At 62.9% G+C, this 15,056-nt stretch carries 16 protein-coding genes; 4 read left to right on the forward strand and 12 right to left on the reverse strand.

Annotated elements, in window-relative coordinates; translation table 11 throughout:
- The gene (locus NKJ73_RS17775; protein ID WP_352570435.1) at positions 1–567 is read right to left on the reverse strand and encodes a helix-turn-helix domain-containing protein; all 567 of its coding nucleotides are present in this window, start codon (positions 565–567) and stop codon (positions 1–3) included.
- A gap of 150 nt (positions 568–717) precedes the next feature.
- Between NKJ73_RS17775 and NKJ73_RS17780 the strand changes: the two genes are divergently transcribed.
- Entirely contained in the window at positions 718–2,544 is a 1,827-nt protein-coding gene (locus NKJ73_RS17780) for an ATP-binding protein (RefSeq protein ID WP_352570436.1), read from the forward strand.
- A gap of 36 nt (positions 2,545–2,580) precedes the next feature.
- Here NKJ73_RS17780 and NKJ73_RS17785 read toward each other — a convergent pair whose 3' ends face one another.
- The 3 genes from NKJ73_RS17785 to miaA all read right to left on the reverse strand — a co-directional run bounded on the left by NKJ73_RS17785 (position 2,581) and on the right by miaA (position 4,967).
- On the reverse strand, positions 2,581–2,967 hold the full coding sequence (locus tag NKJ73_RS17785) for an ester cyclase (protein WP_352570437.1): 387 nt from the start codon (positions 2,965–2,967) through the stop codon (positions 2,581–2,583).
- A gap of 132 nt (positions 2,968–3,099) precedes the next feature.
- Complete coding sequence (locus NKJ73_RS17790; protein ID WP_023676688.1) at positions 3,100–3,894, reverse strand: GGDEF domain-containing protein; 795 nt, start codon at positions 3,892–3,894, stop codon at positions 3,100–3,102.
- A gap of 104 nt (positions 3,895–3,998) precedes the next feature.
- The gene (gene miaA, locus NKJ73_RS17795; protein ID WP_352456562.1) at positions 3,999–4,967 is read right to left on the reverse strand and encodes a tRNA (adenosine(37)-N6)-dimethylallyltransferase MiaA; all 969 of its coding nucleotides are present in this window, start codon (positions 4,965–4,967) and stop codon (positions 3,999–4,001) included.
- Between miaA and serB the strand changes: the two genes are divergently transcribed.
- Both serB and NKJ73_RS17805 read left to right on the forward strand, forming a co-directional pair.
- On the forward strand, positions 4,957–5,844 hold the full coding sequence (serB, locus tag NKJ73_RS17800) for a phosphoserine phosphatase SerB (protein WP_352450067.1): 888 nt from the start codon (positions 4,957–4,959) through the stop codon (positions 5,842–5,844). The genes miaA and serB overlap by 11 nt on opposite strands.
- Positions 5,841–6,413 (forward strand): GNAT family N-acetyltransferase, encoded by a 573-nt coding sequence (locus NKJ73_RS17805; RefSeq protein ID WP_352570438.1) that lies wholly within the window; start codon positions 5,841–5,843, stop codon positions 6,411–6,413. The genes serB and NKJ73_RS17805 overlap by 4 nt, the downstream gene beginning before the upstream one ends.
- 47 nt (positions 6,414–6,460) lie before the next feature.
- Here NKJ73_RS17805 and NKJ73_RS17810 read toward each other — a convergent pair whose 3' ends face one another.
- The 5 genes from NKJ73_RS17810 to NKJ73_RS17830 all read right to left on the reverse strand — a co-directional run bounded on the left by NKJ73_RS17810 (position 6,461) and on the right by NKJ73_RS17830 (position 11,871).
- A complete protein-coding gene (locus NKJ73_RS17810) occupies positions 6,461–7,978 on the reverse strand; it encodes a DegQ family serine endoprotease (RefSeq protein WP_023676691.1) in 1,518 nt (505 codons plus the stop codon).
- Positions 7,979–8,123: 145 nt separating this feature from the next.
- The gene (gene hflC / locus NKJ73_RS17815) at positions 8,124–9,086 is read right to left on the reverse strand and encodes a protease modulator HflC (RefSeq protein ID WP_023676692.1); all 963 of its coding nucleotides are present in this window, start codon (positions 9,084–9,086) and stop codon (positions 8,124–8,126) included.
- Positions 9,086–10,180, reverse strand: coding sequence for an FtsH protease activity modulator HflK (gene hflK / locus NKJ73_RS17820; RefSeq protein WP_352570439.1), 1,095 nt, complete (start codon positions 10,178–10,180; stop codon positions 9,086–9,088). Before hflK ends, hflC begins: the two co-directional genes overlap by 1 nt.
- A 162-nt stretch (positions 10,181–10,342) precedes the next feature.
- On the reverse strand, positions 10,343–10,861 hold the full coding sequence (locus NKJ73_RS17825) for a dihydrofolate reductase (RefSeq protein WP_023676694.1): 519 nt from the start codon (positions 10,859–10,861) through the stop codon (positions 10,343–10,345).
- Positions 10,861–11,871, reverse strand: coding sequence for a DUF4424 domain-containing protein (locus NKJ73_RS17830; RefSeq protein WP_352570441.1), 1,011 nt, complete (start codon positions 11,869–11,871; stop codon positions 10,861–10,863). The genes NKJ73_RS17825 and NKJ73_RS17830 overlap by 1 nt, the downstream gene beginning before the upstream one ends.
- A gap of 141 nt (positions 11,872–12,012) precedes the next feature.
- Here NKJ73_RS17830 and cobF point away from each other — a divergent pair, with 141 nt between their 5' ends.
- Entirely contained in the window at positions 12,013–12,786 is a 774-nt protein-coding gene (gene cobF, locus NKJ73_RS17835; protein WP_352570443.1) for a precorrin-6A synthase (deacetylating), read from the forward strand.
- A 33-nt stretch (positions 12,787–12,819) separates the two neighbouring features.
- Here cobF and NKJ73_RS17840 read toward each other — a convergent pair whose 3' ends face one another.
- The 3 genes from NKJ73_RS17840 to modB form a co-directional block, all read right to left on the reverse strand.
- A complete protein-coding gene (locus tag NKJ73_RS17840) occupies positions 12,820–13,161 on the reverse strand; it encodes a winged helix-turn-helix domain-containing protein (protein ID WP_023676697.1) in 342 nt (113 codons plus the stop codon).
- Positions 13,162–13,242: 81 nt separating this feature from the next.
- On the reverse strand, positions 13,243–14,355 hold the full coding sequence (gene modC, locus NKJ73_RS17845; protein ID WP_352570445.1) for a molybdenum ABC transporter ATP-binding protein: 1,113 nt from the start codon (positions 14,353–14,355) through the stop codon (positions 13,243–13,245).
- On the reverse strand, positions 14,352–15,056 hold the full coding sequence (modB, locus tag NKJ73_RS17850; protein ID WP_023676699.1) for a molybdate ABC transporter permease subunit: 705 nt from the start codon (positions 15,054–15,056) through the stop codon (positions 14,352–14,354). The genes modC and modB overlap by 4 nt, the downstream gene beginning before the upstream one ends.

Genomic DNA, 15,056 nt, shown 5'->3' on the forward strand with positions numbered 1-15,056 from the left:
TCAGCTCCTGGCCAACGCAACCAGATAGTCGGCGGCGTCCGGCCCCGGAGCGTGAAAGACGCAATCGGATGGCGCGCCGAGCGCCAGGCAGTCGCCGGGTTCGAGCCGGTGAACGATGTCCCCCTCGGTGAATTCCAGCCGCCCGGAGATCAGCCATATCTGTTGCCTAATGAAGGCATAGGACGCCGCCGGGAAACTTACCTTGGCGCCGGCCGGCAACTGGATCCGGATCAGTTCGAGGGGCATGTCGGCGACCGGCGAAAGATGCCGCCGCACATAACCCGTAGCCGGATCGCGCCAGAGCGGCTGGTCACGTTCGCGAAGCAGGCCACCGCCCTGCAATTCCGCCCTTGCGATCAATGTGGACAGCGTCATGCCGAAGGCGGCCGCAATGCGCACAAGGAGTGCCGCCGTCGGGCTGGTCATGCCGCGTTCTACCGTGCTCAGCATGGCTTTCGAAACATCGGACCGCTCCGCCAGCTCTGCCAGGGACCAGCCTCGAGCCACTCTTTCGGCATGTATTCTTCTGCCGATGGTCGAGGAGATGTCGTTCGCTATATCATCCATTAATCCAATATATCGAAATTTTTCTACGGAGCAACGGCCGTTTCATCCATTTTTCGCAAACTCCTTAATGTCCGCTAAACCATCCGGCCTCATCCCACCTTAACCCCGTTCGCCTAGGCTCATCGCTTGGGAAAAGGGATCGGCGTGTCCATGCTCGTTGAACGCGAAGCCTCCATTGGGGAACCGACTTTGCTGGAGCGCCGCAGGGCGGAGCAGAACGACAAGCGCATTCTGGGCAATGTCGTGCAATGCGACGGCGCGCGCGCCACCATCAGCGCCTATGCCGACGATATCGAAGGCACGGTCACCGGCCTGTGGAGCGTCGGCAAGATGATCTCGATCAATCTCGGTACATCACGAACCGTCGGCCTGGTCTATGAAATCGCCAAGTCGGATCGTGCCTGGAGCAGCGAGGGCCAGAATCCGATCGAGGTCAGCATCGAATTGATCGGCGAGGTGCGCGACGGTGCCGGACCCGGCGCGAAGCCGATCTTCGACCGTGGCATCACAACCTACCCGCATATCGGCGCCATTGCCCATCGTATCCGCAGCCGCGACCTGCAGGCCGTCTACGATCTCGCCGGTCGTCATTCGATCACCATCGGCACGCTGTCGCAGGACGAGGCCATCGACGCCAATATCGCCATCGACGATACGCTGGCGCGCCATTTCGCCATTGTCGGCACCACCGGGGTTGGCAAATCGACCGCCGTGTCGCTGCTCTTGCGCAAATCGATCGCCGCCCGGCCCGACCTGCGCGTGCTCATCCTCGATCCACACAACGAGTTCGCCGCGTCGTTGCCCGAATATTGCGTCAGGGTCGATTCGACGACGCTCGACCTGCCCTTCTGGATGTTCAAGCTCGAGGAATTTGCCGAGGTGCTGTTTCGCGGCCGCGAGACGGTCCCGGAAGAGGTCGACGCCTTGCGCGATCTCATCCCCGCGGCCAAGAACCTCTACCGCAATCCGAACTCCGGCAACTATCTACGGCGCAGCACCGATGCGCTGACCGCAGACGCGCCGGTGCCCTATCGCATTGCCGACCTCATCAAGCTGGTCGACGAGCGCATGGGGCTGCTGGAAAGCAAGAACGATCGCCCGACCCTCAGGTCACTGAAGACACGTATCGAATCGGCGGCATCCGATCCGCGCTACCGTTTCATGTTCAACTCGCGCCTGATCGAGGACACCATCCACGAGACGATCGGCAACATCTTCCGCGTGCCGCATCACGGCCGCCCTGTGACCTGCTTCGAAATGGCCGGCATGCCGTCCGAGGTGGTCAATTCCGTATGCTCGGTGCTGGCGCGGCTGGCCTTCGACCTGGCGTTGTGGAGCGAAGGCCGCCTGCGGCTGCTCTTCCTGTGCGAGGAAGCGCATCGCTATATGCCGGCCGATCCGCGCCTCGGTTTCGCGCCGACGCGGCACGCGCTGTCGCGCATCGCCAAGGAAGGCCGCAAATATGGCTGTTATCTCGGCGTCGTCACCCAGCGCCCGGGCGAACTCGACCCGACCATCCTGTCGCAGTGCTCGACGTTCTTTGCCATGCGGCTCGCCAACGAGCAGGACCAGGCGATCATCCGCTCAGCGATCGCCGACTCCTCGGCTTCGACGCTGGCGTTCCTGTCTTCCATGGGCCAGCGCGAGGCCATTGCCTTCGGGGAAGGCGTGGCGACGACGATGCGGATGAAGTTCGAAAAGCTCTCAGAGGATTTGATCCCCGGCACCGCCAAGCGCGCGGACGCCTTGCGGTCCGAAACCGGCGACGAGGTCGACCTCGTGGCGATCGTCGAACGGCTGCGCAACGTGCCGAAATCACAGCAGGCAATGCCTTTCGCGGAAGTCGTCGATCAGGGCCGGCAGGCCGGCGATTCGGACTATCGCAAGCCGTCGGCCGCACGCACCCAGCGGAACGACGATTTCGACTTGCGCTACGGCCTCAAGCCGGCGACCTTCGGCCTGCGTCCCCCAGAATGATTGAGCCGAGCGACTTTTAGGCAGCGCTCGCAGATGTCAAAGCTGAGTTTCGATGGCTGTCTTGTCTATAACTGACCACACCTGGCGAATTTTCCCTCTCTGAAACTCATAAAATACGTTCTCGGCAAACGAAATTCTCTTCCCGCTTACATCGAGCCCAAGGAACGTTCCCCTTGGCGCGCAGTCGAAGCTTAGCCGGCTCGCTACATAAGGCGGATCGGCAACCAATAGCTGAATGTCGAAGTAAAGGTCCGGAATTTCGTCGAAGTCTCTCACCAACATTTCGAGATAGCCGGACAATCCGAGCTTGCGACCGTTGTGGGTCACTTCATCATGAACAAACCGCCCCAGATTTGGCCAATCCTGCTTGTTCAGGCATGCAATATAGCCTCGGTAAAGATCGGAGAGATCGGATTTAGTCACGGCAACACCTCTATTTCCGGCAAGCCCCGCAAAGGCAGCATCTCAGCTTGACTGGGTGACGTCGGTCTGCGTGCACCGGAAACGCAGAAAACGATACCAGACGGCCGGCATCAGGAATTCAATGACGGAATTTCAGGCACACACGCGGTTGCGCCCTTGCCTCTTCGCCTCATAGAGCTGGCGATCGGCGCGGCGATAGAACTCCTCGGCGGTTTCCTTGCGATCCCAGACGGCAAGCCCGACGCTGGTGGTGATTTTCAGTCGGACATTGCCCGTCAGCACCGACATGTTGGCGATCGCCTTGCGGATGCGCTCCGCGAATTTGGATAGCAGCTCGGCGTCCATATTGGGCGTGACCACCGCGAACTCCTCGCCGCCCAGGCGCGCCACCACGTCGTGATAGCGTGTCATGTCCTTGAGACAGTTGGCGACCGCCCGCAACACCTCGTCGCCGACATCGTGACCGTGGCTGTCGTTGACCTGCTTGAAATGGTCGAGGTCGAGGATCATCAGCCCTACTGGTTTCTCGATGCGACGGAACTCTTCGAGATATTCCTTCAGCGCATCGTCGAAATAACGCCGGTTCTGCATGCCGGTGAGGCTGTCGGTGAGCGCCGCATGCTCCAGCGTTTCCGAACGCGCGCTGAGCGAAACGGTCATGGCGCGCAGCTTGCCTTCTTCCGTCGCCTGCTTTCGGATCAGCGGGTAGATGAAGAAAATGCCGAAGAACAGCGCAGTCGCCAGCAGCACGCCCGTCGCAAACAGCAGCTTGTTGAGATAGACGATTTCATCGAGTTCCGAAGGCGTATTGCTAATGTCGGCGGCCAGGGTTTGCAGGAGCCCATAGGCGTAAAGCGTCACCAGGCCGGCGGCCAGGATCACAAAAATAAAGACGAAAAAGGCTGATTCCGCCTTGTGGAAACGCATCTGCTCCCCGTTGGAAAGTTCGTAACGATCTTATGGCATGCGGGAACTTACGGACAGTTAACCTGGACAACTTCAACGCGAAATGTCCCCTCGGTGTCGACTTTTCAGGTTGCGCTCGAATGAGGGAGTGAGAGCATCGAGTCGATCCCCTCACCAGGACGCAATCTCTGCCATTCCGGGCCCAATTGGTGCCTGAACCAGGTCGCCTGCCGTTTGGCATATTGCCGCGTCGCGATTTTCGCGCGCTCGATGGCCTCGGGAAAACTGAAGGCGCCGGCCAGCGCGGCCTGAAGCTCGCGAACACCGATTGCTTTCATCGCCGGCAGGTCGGGATCGAGGCCGAGCGCTGAAAGCTGTTTCACCTCGTCCAGTGCCCCCTTGTCCAGCATGCGGTCGAAGCGAGCATCGATCCGCTCCACCAGCGCCGCTCGCTCCGGCTCGATGACGAAAAAGCGCGCGCTGCTCCTGTCGATCAACGGCCGGCCACGCGCGGCCTGCCAGTCCAGGATGGAACGCCCCGACGCGTCGAGCACCTCCAGCGCCCGCACGATGCGCTGGCCATCCGTCGGCTTAAGCATCATGCCGGCCGCAGAATCCTCGCGCAACAGGATGCGGTGCAATCTCACTGCGCCCTGTTCCTGGAGCTCGTAGCGCCAGCGATCGCGGATCGACTTCGGAATGTCGGGCATCTCCGAGATACCTTCCGTGAGCGCCCGGAAATAAAGCCCGGTACCGCCGACGAAAATCACTGGCCGCTCCGAGAGCGTGCCGTCGTCGATGAGCTTCGTGACATCACGCAACCAGGCGCCGGTGGAATAGGCGGTGGACGGATCGACGTGTCCATAAAGAAAGTGGGGGACGCGGGCGAGTTCGGCAGGACCAGGCCGCGCCGTCAGCACGTCGAGCACCGAATAGCCTTGCATAGAATCGGTGTTGACGATGACACCGCCATTGCGCTCGGCGAGGTCGAGTGCGAGCGCCGACTTGCCGCTGGCGGTCGGCCCGGCTATCAGGATCGCGTTCTTCACGCGGCCTTCGCCCGCCTGTCCGCTGGAATTTTCGATGCCGCTGATCGCCACGCTTCTATCCCATCCCGCCGGCCGCGCATTGACGCCGACGCTAGCGAATATGGCCTCGCGGTCGGTCGGCGCAAGCGCTGTTCGCTGGCTGGCCGAAGGCATCGCCTGCGAACTCGACTTGCCGGAGACCGCCGACGCTTCCGAAATAACGGCGCGCCTGCAGGCCGCGCTTGCTTCCGAACCGATCGACGTGGCCGTCCAGCCGGCTGAGAACAGGCGCAAGAAGATCCTGATCGCCGACATGGATTCGACGATGATCGACCAGGAATGCATCGACGAGCTTGCCGACGAGATCGGCGTCAAGGATCGGGTCGCCGCCATCACGGCGCTATCCATGAACGGCGAGATCGCATTCGAGCCGGCCTTGCGCGAGCGTGTGGCGCTGCTCAAGGGTCTCGATGCCGCAATCATCGACCGCATCATCGACAATCGCCTGACGCTAGCCTCCGGCGGCCGCACGCTCGTCCAGACAATGGCGGCCAATGGCGCCTGGACGGCGCTGATCTCCGGTGGTTTCGACATCTTCACCACCCGCATCGCAGCATTGCTCGGCTTTCACGAAAATCGCGCCAACCGCCTGATCGAGCAGGATCGCCGCTTCACCGGCTTGGTCGCCGAACCGATCCTCGGCCGCGCCGCCAAGGCCGAAGCCCTTATCGAGATTTCCGCCCGCCTCGGCCTGACGCCTGCCGATGCCATTGCCGTCGGCGACGGCGCCAACGATCTCGACATGATCCGTCTTGCCGGCATCGGCGTCGCCTTGCATGCCAAGCCGGCCGTGGCAGCCGAGGCAAAGATCCGCATCGACCACGGCGACCTCACCGCCTTGCTTTATCTGCAGGGTTATCGCCGGGAGGAATTTGTCGAATGACGCCGATCCGCACCGAGCGCCTGATCCTGCGCAACTGGGGAGATCGTGACCGCGAGCTCTTCCATCGCATCAATTCCGACGAGCGCGTCATGGAATTCTTTCCGTTTCGGCGTGACCGTGCCCAGTCGGACGCCAAGATGGAGGAGTTGCGCGCGGCTATCGATCGCGACGGCTTCGGCTTCGCGGCCGCTGAGATCGCAGCCACAGGTGAATGCATCGGCTTCGTCGGCATAACCCGAACCGATCATTTGCCATTCCTGCCGCGCGGCACGATCGAGATCGGCTGGCGGCTGGCACCCGAATTCTGGGGCCGCGGCTATGTCACCGAAGCAGCCGAAGCCTGGCTCACCCATGGCTTTGAAAGACTTGGCCTCGACGAAATCGTGTCCTTCGCAGTCAAGGATAACAGCCGGTCCACTGCCGTCATGGAGCGCCTGGGCATGATCGCCGACCCGGCCTCCGACTTCGACCATCCCGGTGTTCCGGACAGCCACACCGCACTCAGGCGACATGTTTTCTACAGGCTGCCGCGCACAGACTGGCAGGCAAGAAAAAGGGCGGCCCGCTAGCCGCCCTTTTTCGTTTCAAGATCAGAGTGTTGCAGGCTCTTCCGGACTCAATCCATCCGGATTGTCACAAACCGCAGCTCGCCGGTCTTCGACGCCAGCATCAAAAGCGCGTTCTTGCGCCCCTGCTCCTTCAGCGCGCCGATCCGGTCCATGACGTCCTTGGGCGTTGCGACCGATTCCTGCGCGATCTCGGTGATCACCTCGCCCGGCTGGATACCGCGTTCGGCTGCCGCCGAATCCTTGGCGACGTCCGTCACGACGACGCCGGAGACATCGGTGGCGATGCCGAATTTCGTGCGCGTCTCCTCATTGAGCTCGCCGATCGTCATGCCGAGCACGGCAGCCGTCGAAACCGCAGGCGCCTTGTCGGCATCGTCCTGGTCGGTGTTGCCGTTTTCACCGCCGCTGGCAAGCTTTTCGCCGTCCTCGAGCCGGCCGAGCGTCACCTTGACGGTCTGCTCGACCCCTTTGCGCACGATGATCACGTCGACCGCCTTGCCGACCGGGCTCTCCGCCACGACGCGCGGCAGGTCGCGCATTTCATGGATGTCCTTGCCGTCGAATTTGATGATGACGTCGCCGGCCTGGATTGTGCCGTTGTCGACCGGCCCGCCCTTGATGACGCCGGCGACCAGCGCGCCCTTGGCGGTCGCCATGCCCAGGCTTTCGGCAATGTCGTCGGTCACCGGCTGGATGCGCACGCCGAGCCAGCCGCGCCGCGTCTCGCCGAACTGGCGAAGCTGGTCGACGACGCCCGAGGCAAGCTGCGACGGGATCGAGAAGCCGATGCCGATCGAGCCGCCCGATGGCGAGATGATTGCCGTGTTGATGCCGATGACCTCGCCGCTGCTGTTGAACAGCGGTCCGCCGGAATTGCCGCGGTTGATCGCGGCATCGGTCTGGATGAAGTCGTCATACGGGCCGGAATTGATGTCGCGATTGCGTGCCGAGACGATGCCGACTGTCACCGTGCCGCCGAGACCGAACGGATTGCCGATCGCCATCACCCAGTCGCCGACACGCATCGTGTTGGAATCGCCGAACTTCACCGCTGTCAGCTTGTGCCCTTTCGGATCGACCTTCAGCACCGCGACGTCGGTCTTGGTGTCGGTGCCGACCAGCGTCGCCTTGAGCGTCACCCCATCGGAGAAATTCACCTCGATGTCGTCGGCATCGGCAATGACGTGGTTGTTGGTCACCACGATGCCCTGCTCGGCGTCGACCACGAAGCCGGAGCCCAGCGACTGCACCTTTTGCCCGCCGCCGCCCTTGTCGCCGCCACGGTTCTTGAAGAAATCGTCGAAGAAGTCCTGGAAGGGCGAGCCTTCCGGCAGCTGCGGCATCGGCACTGCGCCCGGCCCCTCAGTGCCTTTAACAGTCTGCGACGTCGAGATGTTGACCACGGCGCCAAGCAGGCCGGCGGCGAGATCGGCAACCGAGGGCGGCCCGTCGGCTGCCATCGTCGGCGCCACGAACGACGGAACGGCAACGGCGCCGACCAGAAGCGCAGCGGCCCCGGCGATGAACGTCCGCCTCGCTGCACGCAGAAGGGTGGTGGATGTCATCGAAAGGCCTCCGGGTGTTCTGAAAAAAACCGCTTCGGCAAAAATGCCGGTCCGCGTCATGTTGGCAAGAAATAAGGCACGTTTGCGGCTATGGCTACCGCCAGAGAATAAATCCTCTGTTACGCCGGCTATCCCTGCACCGGCCCTACTGGCCGGTGCTTGGCTGCGCTGCCGGTGGGGCGGGAGCGGCAGGTGCTGGCGCTGGTGCCGCCGGTGCCACAGGCGTTTCCTTGCTGTCCGGGTCGCGGAAGAAGCGGAAGAACTCGGAATTCGGCGACAGCACCATCGTCGTTCCGGCGCTGTTCAGCGCCGTGCCATAGGCATTCATCGACCGATAGAAATCGAAGAAGGCCGGATCGCGCTGATAGGCCCCGGCAAACGTGGCACTGCGCTGGGCTTCACCTTCACCGCGCAGGATTTCAGACTCTTTTTGCGCTTCGGCGACGATTTCGACCACTTCGCGGTCGGCGCGAGCCCTGATCCGCTGCGCTGCCTCATTGCCTCGCGCCCTCAGCCGCTCGGCTTCGGCGAGACGTTCGGCCTTCATGCGATCGAAGGTCTGCTGCGAGACTTCGGCCGTGAGATCGGTGCGGCGGATGCGGACATCCTCGATCTGCAGGCCAAGCGAGGTGGCATCGGGCCTCAGCTGATCGCGCACCTCGCGCATCATCACCGCGCGCTCTTCCGAGAGCGCCGCCTCGAAGTCTCGCAGGCCATAGACGCGGCGCAAGGCGGCGTCGAGACGCGTCCTCAGCCGGGCCTCGGCCAGTTCGATCTGGCCGGACACCGCGGCGCGGAACACGCGCGGATCCGAGATACGATAGGCGATAAAGGCATCGACCTCATAGAATTTGCCGCCCGAAACCTGGACACGGATGTTGTCGAGGTCGAAGCGCAGGACCCTGTTTTCGATCAGCTGCACGGTGTCGGCATCGAAGAAGGAGAATGGCGCCTTGAAATAGATGCCCGGCTGGTTCTTGACGTCGACGATTTCGCCGAACCTGAGCACCAGCGCCTGCTGGCGCGCATTGACGACGAAGACCGACGAGTAGAGCAGGAACAGGATGACCGCGGCGATGACCGCAATGACGGGAAGACGGTTGGCCATCACTGGTTTCCTCCGGTGGCCGGTGTCGGCGCCTTCTGCTGCAATGCCGGCAGCGGCAGGTAGGGAACGACCCCTTGCCCGTTGCCTTGCTCGACGATGACCTTGCTCGAATCCTTCAGCACCCTCTCCATCGTTTCCAGGTAGAGTCGCTTGCGCGTCACCTCCGGCGCCTTGGCATATTCGTCATAAACCGAGATGAAGCGCTGCGCCTCGCCTTCGGCCTCCTGCACGACCCGGTTTTTGTAGGCGGCCGCGTCTTCGCGGATCTGTGCGGCCGCACCGCGTGCCTGGCCGAGCTTCTGATTGGAATACTGATTGGCCTGCTCGACGAACTTGTCCTCGTCCTGCTCGGCGCGCTGCACCTCGTCGAACGCGTCTGCCACCTCGCGCGGTGGCGCGGCGTCCTCGATCGAAATGGCGTTGACGTTGAGGCCGGCCTTGTAACCGTCCAGCGTCGTCTGGATGATCTCACGCACCGACGCCGCGATGCCTTGCCGGTCGTCGCGGAAAATGTCTTGCGCCGGGCGCCGGCCGACCGCTTCGCGCATCGCGCTTTCGGCGACCTGCTGCAGCATGCCGTCCGGGTCGGACACGTCGAACAGATAGGCCTTAGGGTCGGAGACCTGATAGGCCACAGAGAACTGCACATTGACGATGTTCTGGTCGCCGGAAAGCATCAGGCCATTGCCGCTGGAACTGCCGCCGCCGATACTGACAAGCTGCTCGGCGATGTTGGCGGTCTCGACCGTTTCGATGGGCCACCAATGGAAATGCAGGCCAGGCTGCGACAGCTCCGCCTTCGGCTTGCCGAACCTGAGTTCCACCGCAACTTCGTCGGGCTGCACGGTGTAGACCGCCTTGAACGCCCATAGCACCACCAGCGCCGCGGCAATCAGCCCGAACACGGCAGGGCTCGCGCCACCGCCGCCCGGCAGCGCGCGCCGCAACCTGTCCTGCCCGCGCCGGATGATATCCTCGAGATCGGGAGGCGAGCCCTGCGGGCCGCTGGGTCCTTTTGGTGCCTGACCCCAAGGCCCCTGATTGTTGCCGCCGCCCCACGGGCCGCCGCCGCCGCTCTTGTCGTTCCAGGGCATAAATGTCCTTTCGCTTGGAATTCCCTCAAGCGCCGGCTCACCGGCGCAAAATCCAATATTATTATTCTATAGGGATGCAGCGGCACGCTTTCAACGCGATCGGCTGCCGCCACTGTCCGCCTTTTGGGTCCATCTAGACCTGTCGCGACCCCTTTGTCGCCTTCAATGCACGTCGCGGCGCCGCTCGTAAACCGAATAGCGTGTCGCATGGCTGTCCTTTTCGCCAGCCTCCACCTCCTGCGAGCGGACGATCCGCCACAGCGCCGGATCGATCGGCGGGAAATGGGCATCGCCGTCGACCGCGGCCAGAACATGGGTCACGTGCAGCCGATCGGCCAACGGCAGCGCCTGAGCGTAGATCTCGCCGCCGCCGATGACGCAGATCTCGTCGGCGCCGGCCATGCAGCGCCCGCGCACCGTCGCCAGCGCGATTGCGTCCTCGATTGAGTGCGCGACTTCGACGCCCTCGGCGCGCCATGCCCTGTCTCGTGTCACCACGATGTTGAGCCTGCCCGGCAATGGGCGGCCGATGCCTTCATAGGTCTTGCGGCCCATGATGATGGGCTTGCCCATCGTATCGGCTTTGAACCGCTTGAGATCGGTGGACAGCCGCCAGGGCAACCCACCCTCGCGCCCGATCACGCCGTTCTCGGCGATGGCGACATAAATCGCGAGGTCCATCAGCCGCCGTTTCCGCCATCGGATGGCTCCAGCAGCAATATGTCGATGTCGTGCTCGGGGTAGAAGTTCTGCGCCTTCATCTCGAACGTCGTCGGTCCGATCTTCCTGACGTTTTCGCCGCAAAACGAGACCAGGTTCTTCGGATCGCCCTTGTCGACGGTCAGCTTGAACGTGCCGATGTTTCCCGACGCCCAGTTGCCGCCCGTTGTCAGGATATAGGCGATGCGGTTCTCGAAATATTTCGGGTAGCCGTCGGGATCGTCCTTGGCTGCCTTGCGCACGGCATTCTCGAAGGCATCGTCCATGCAGTAGCGTGTCTTGTAGGCGGCATACTGACCCTGGAACTGGCCGTCATAGAAGAAGCTGACCGAGGAGGTGCCGCCGACGCTCGGCTTGTAGCGATGCGAGACATGGACCGCCTTGTTGGCCGGAAAGGTCGAGCGCCACCAATAGGTCGAGCGCAATTGCCAGAACGGCGTATAGACGGTCTTCATGCCCGAACCGTCGTCGGCAGTGTCCTCGATGATGATGCCGCGGTTGACCCAGTCGTCGGCGACCGCTTGCGGCAGCTTTGCCAGCGCTGCCTTGGCCGCATCGCCGAACGGATAGAACGGCACGCCCAGCGCCTTCAGGTCAGCGCCGATGTCGATGCCGAGCGCGAACACCTTCTGCTCGAGCTGCGGCTTTGCCGGCACCCCGTCGATCGTCACTTCGAAGCCGAGGAAATTGTCGCTCTGCGCCTCCGGAATCGCCGGTATTTCTTCGGGGTCGCCTTCGATGTCGGGCATCGGAAAGGCGACGATCGCATCGACATCCTTGTCGGTGTTGTTGCGGAAGACGTAATCGACCATCACTTTTTCCGGCGAGATGTAGAGATCCTCGCTTTCCATCGCCACCGCATCGCTGCGCGAAAGGATCAGCCCACCGGTGCCGAGTTCGGCGACCGAATCATTGGCGAGCGCAGGCGTAGCTGAGAGCGCCAAGGCTGCGGTCAGGACGTAACGGAACATGGAAACTCCCCCGGCGAGAATGCCGACATGACTCTAGCTGTTCAATGTGGCGTTTCAAAGCCTTTCGGCAAATGCGCCGGCGCCTGCCGGCATGTCGTGCCGGTCTAGACACGCCGGTCCCGATCGGGCAGGAGTTCGCCCATGCGCAAGCTTCTCGTCATCGGCATCGGCGCCGGCAATCCGGAGCACATGACGGTCCAGGCCATTAACGGTCTCAATCGGGCCGACGTGCTGTTCATTCCCGACAAGGGCGCCAAGAAGAACGATCTCGCCGAATTGCGCCGCCAGATCTGCGACCGCTTCGTCATTAATCCGAACTCGCGCCGTGTCGAATTCGAGGTGCCGGTGCGCGCCGAGCCGGCGCCTTCCTACCGCTCGACCGTCGACGACTGGCACGAGGCGATCGCCGCGATCTACGAAGGCCTGATCCGCGACGAACTCACTGAAGATGGCTGCGGCGCCTTCCTGATCTGGGGCGATCCGTCGCTCTACGACAGTGCGCTGCGCATCCTCGAGCGCGTGCGCCTCAGAGGCAATGTAGCGTTCGAGCTGGAGGTCATCCCTGGCATCACCGCCATCCAGGCACTCGCAGCCAGCCACAAAATGGCATTGAACCGGATCGGCGACGCCATTTTGATCACCACCGGCCGCCGGCTCGCCGAGGAAGGTCTGCCCGAAAACGCCGGCAGCACCATCGTCATGCTGGACGGCAAATGCGCCTTCAACACGCTGGACGACAACGACGTCACCGTCCACTGGGGCGCCTATCTCGGGACGCCCGACGAGATCGTCATCTCGGGCCGGATTGGCGACGTCGGCGACAAGATCGTGAGCACCCGTGAGCAGGCCCGCCGGAAAAAAGGCTGGATCATGGACACCTATCTGCTGCGCAAGCCGGGCGAGCCTAAGAAGTAACAGGGATCACACGCGGCATGAATTCCGCCGGCGTCACGCTGCGTCGATCTCGGCCTGCAGCGCCTCCATATGCGCCGCCGCTGCTGAAGACGCAGCCCGCTCGATCGCGCGGAAGCGGCTGACCACAGCAAGCCCGACCGACGTCAACTGGGCGCCACCGCCTTTTTTGCCGCCCGTCTGTGCCGCAACCAGCGGCTTGCCGAACACGCGGTTCATGTCTTCGACCAGATCCCAGGCGTGCTTGTAGGACATCTCCATGCCGCGTGCCGCGGCCGAAATCGAGCCGAAGGCGGCGATCTGTTCCAGAAGCTCGATCTTGCCCGGTCCGATGCGGCCATCTGGATCGAGATTTATCCGCAAACTCAGCGACGGCATTTGCTCCTCCGCGGTGACGCCATTCTACAAGTTCTGCAGCGATACCGCTATTCTAAAACGATATAGCGAATCATCGGCCGTTCACTCATCCGCCTCGGCGGGCAGGCCGGCGCCGGTATTCGCCCGGTCGAAGCTCACCGTCTTGACCACGGCGAAGACCTGTCGACCAAGCCGAAGCCCCAGTGTCTGCCGCGACTGTTCGGTGATGCGGGCAAGCACGGTTGCGCCATTGCAGTCGAGGCCAATCTCGACCGTAGGCCCTTCGCCCGGCTGTATCGCCACGATCGTGCCCGGCAATATGTTGAGCGCGCTGAGGCCAACCGGCTGCTCGGTGGCGATCATCACGTCGCGGGCACGGATGCGCACGCGCACCGGCGCACCGACTGGCGTTGCCAGAAGCGGCACCCGGATCTCGCCCGCCAATGAGCCTAGCACCGTCATGCCAAAGGCTTCGTCGTGGCGCAGAACCGCGGTATCCAGCACGGCACCGCCCTCGCCGCGCTCTTCGGCCGGCAATAGATCGAGACGCTGCATGATCGCTCCGGTCGGACCGGAAGCGGCGACCTTTCCTTGCATCAGCACCACGACGTCGCTCGCCAGCCGCGCCACTTCGGCGATCGAGTGGCTGACATAGACGATCGGGATTTTCGTCTCGTCGCGCAGCCGCTCGATATAAGGCAAGATCTCGGCCTTGCGCCCCTCGTCGAGCGAAGCCAGCGGCTCGTCCATCAGCAGCAATTTCGGACTGGCAAGCAGCGCCCTGCCGATTGCCACACGCTGCTTCTCGCCACCGGAGAGTTTTGCCGGCCGCCGGTCGAGCAAATGGCCGATCCCGAGCAGTTCGACCACGCCATTGATATCCGCGTAACGCTCGGCAGCCGGCGTGAACCAGCGGCCATAGCGCAGATTGCTCGCCACGCTCATATGCGGAAACAGCCGCGCATCCTGGAACACCATACCGATCCGCCGTTTGTGCTTCGGCACGAACAGACCGGCATCGCTATCGACCAGCACGCGGCCCTCTGCCGCGATACGACCTTTGTCGGGGCGGATCAGCCCGGCAATCAAATTGATCAGCGTCGTCTTTCCGGAGCCGGAAGGCCCGAACAGCGCAGTCAGCCGCCCGGCGCTTTCGAAGCGGGCATTGACGGTGAAATCGCCAAGCCGGTGGCTGATGTCGACCTGAACCGTCATTCGATGTCCATCCGCCGGCCGACGCGCCGCGCCAGCACTTCCGAGGCAACAAGTGCCGCCATCGAGATGACGATCGAGATCAGCGTCAGCCTGAGCGCGCCGGCGTCGCCGCCGGGAACCTGCGTGAAAGTGTAGATCGCCGACGGTAACGTCTGCGTCTCGTTCGGAATGTTGGAGACAAAGGTGATCGTCGCGCCGAATTCGCCCATCGCCTTGGCGAAGGAGAGGATCGCACCGGCGATCAGGCCGGGCAGGATAAGCGGCAGCGTGATCGTGCCGAATACCCATAGCGGATTGGCGCCGAGCGTGCCGGCGGCCGCCTCGATTTTGCGGTCGACGGCCTCGATAGACAGCCGGATGGCCCGCACCATCAGCGGAAAGCCCATCACGCCGCAGGCGAGCGCGGCGCCAGTCCAGCGGAAGGAAAAAACGATGCCGAAATGTTCGGCCAGGAAAGCGCCGGCCGGACCACGTTTGCCGAAAGTCAAAAGCAGCAAATAGCCGGTCACCACCGGCGGCAGGATCAGCGGCAGATGCACCAGACCATTGAGCAGCGTCTTGCCCCAGAACTGGCCGCGGGCAAGCACAAGAGCGATCAGAATGCCCGGCGGCAGGCTGGCAATCATCGCCACGGTCGCCACCTTGATCGACAGCCGGACCGCATTCCATTCGTCGGGAGCGAGATCCAGCAGCCAGTTCAT

Source organism: Mesorhizobium sp. M0074 (genome assembly GCF_040322975.1).
Lineage (GTDB): Bacteria > Pseudomonadota > Alphaproteobacteria > Rhizobiales > Rhizobiaceae > Mesorhizobium.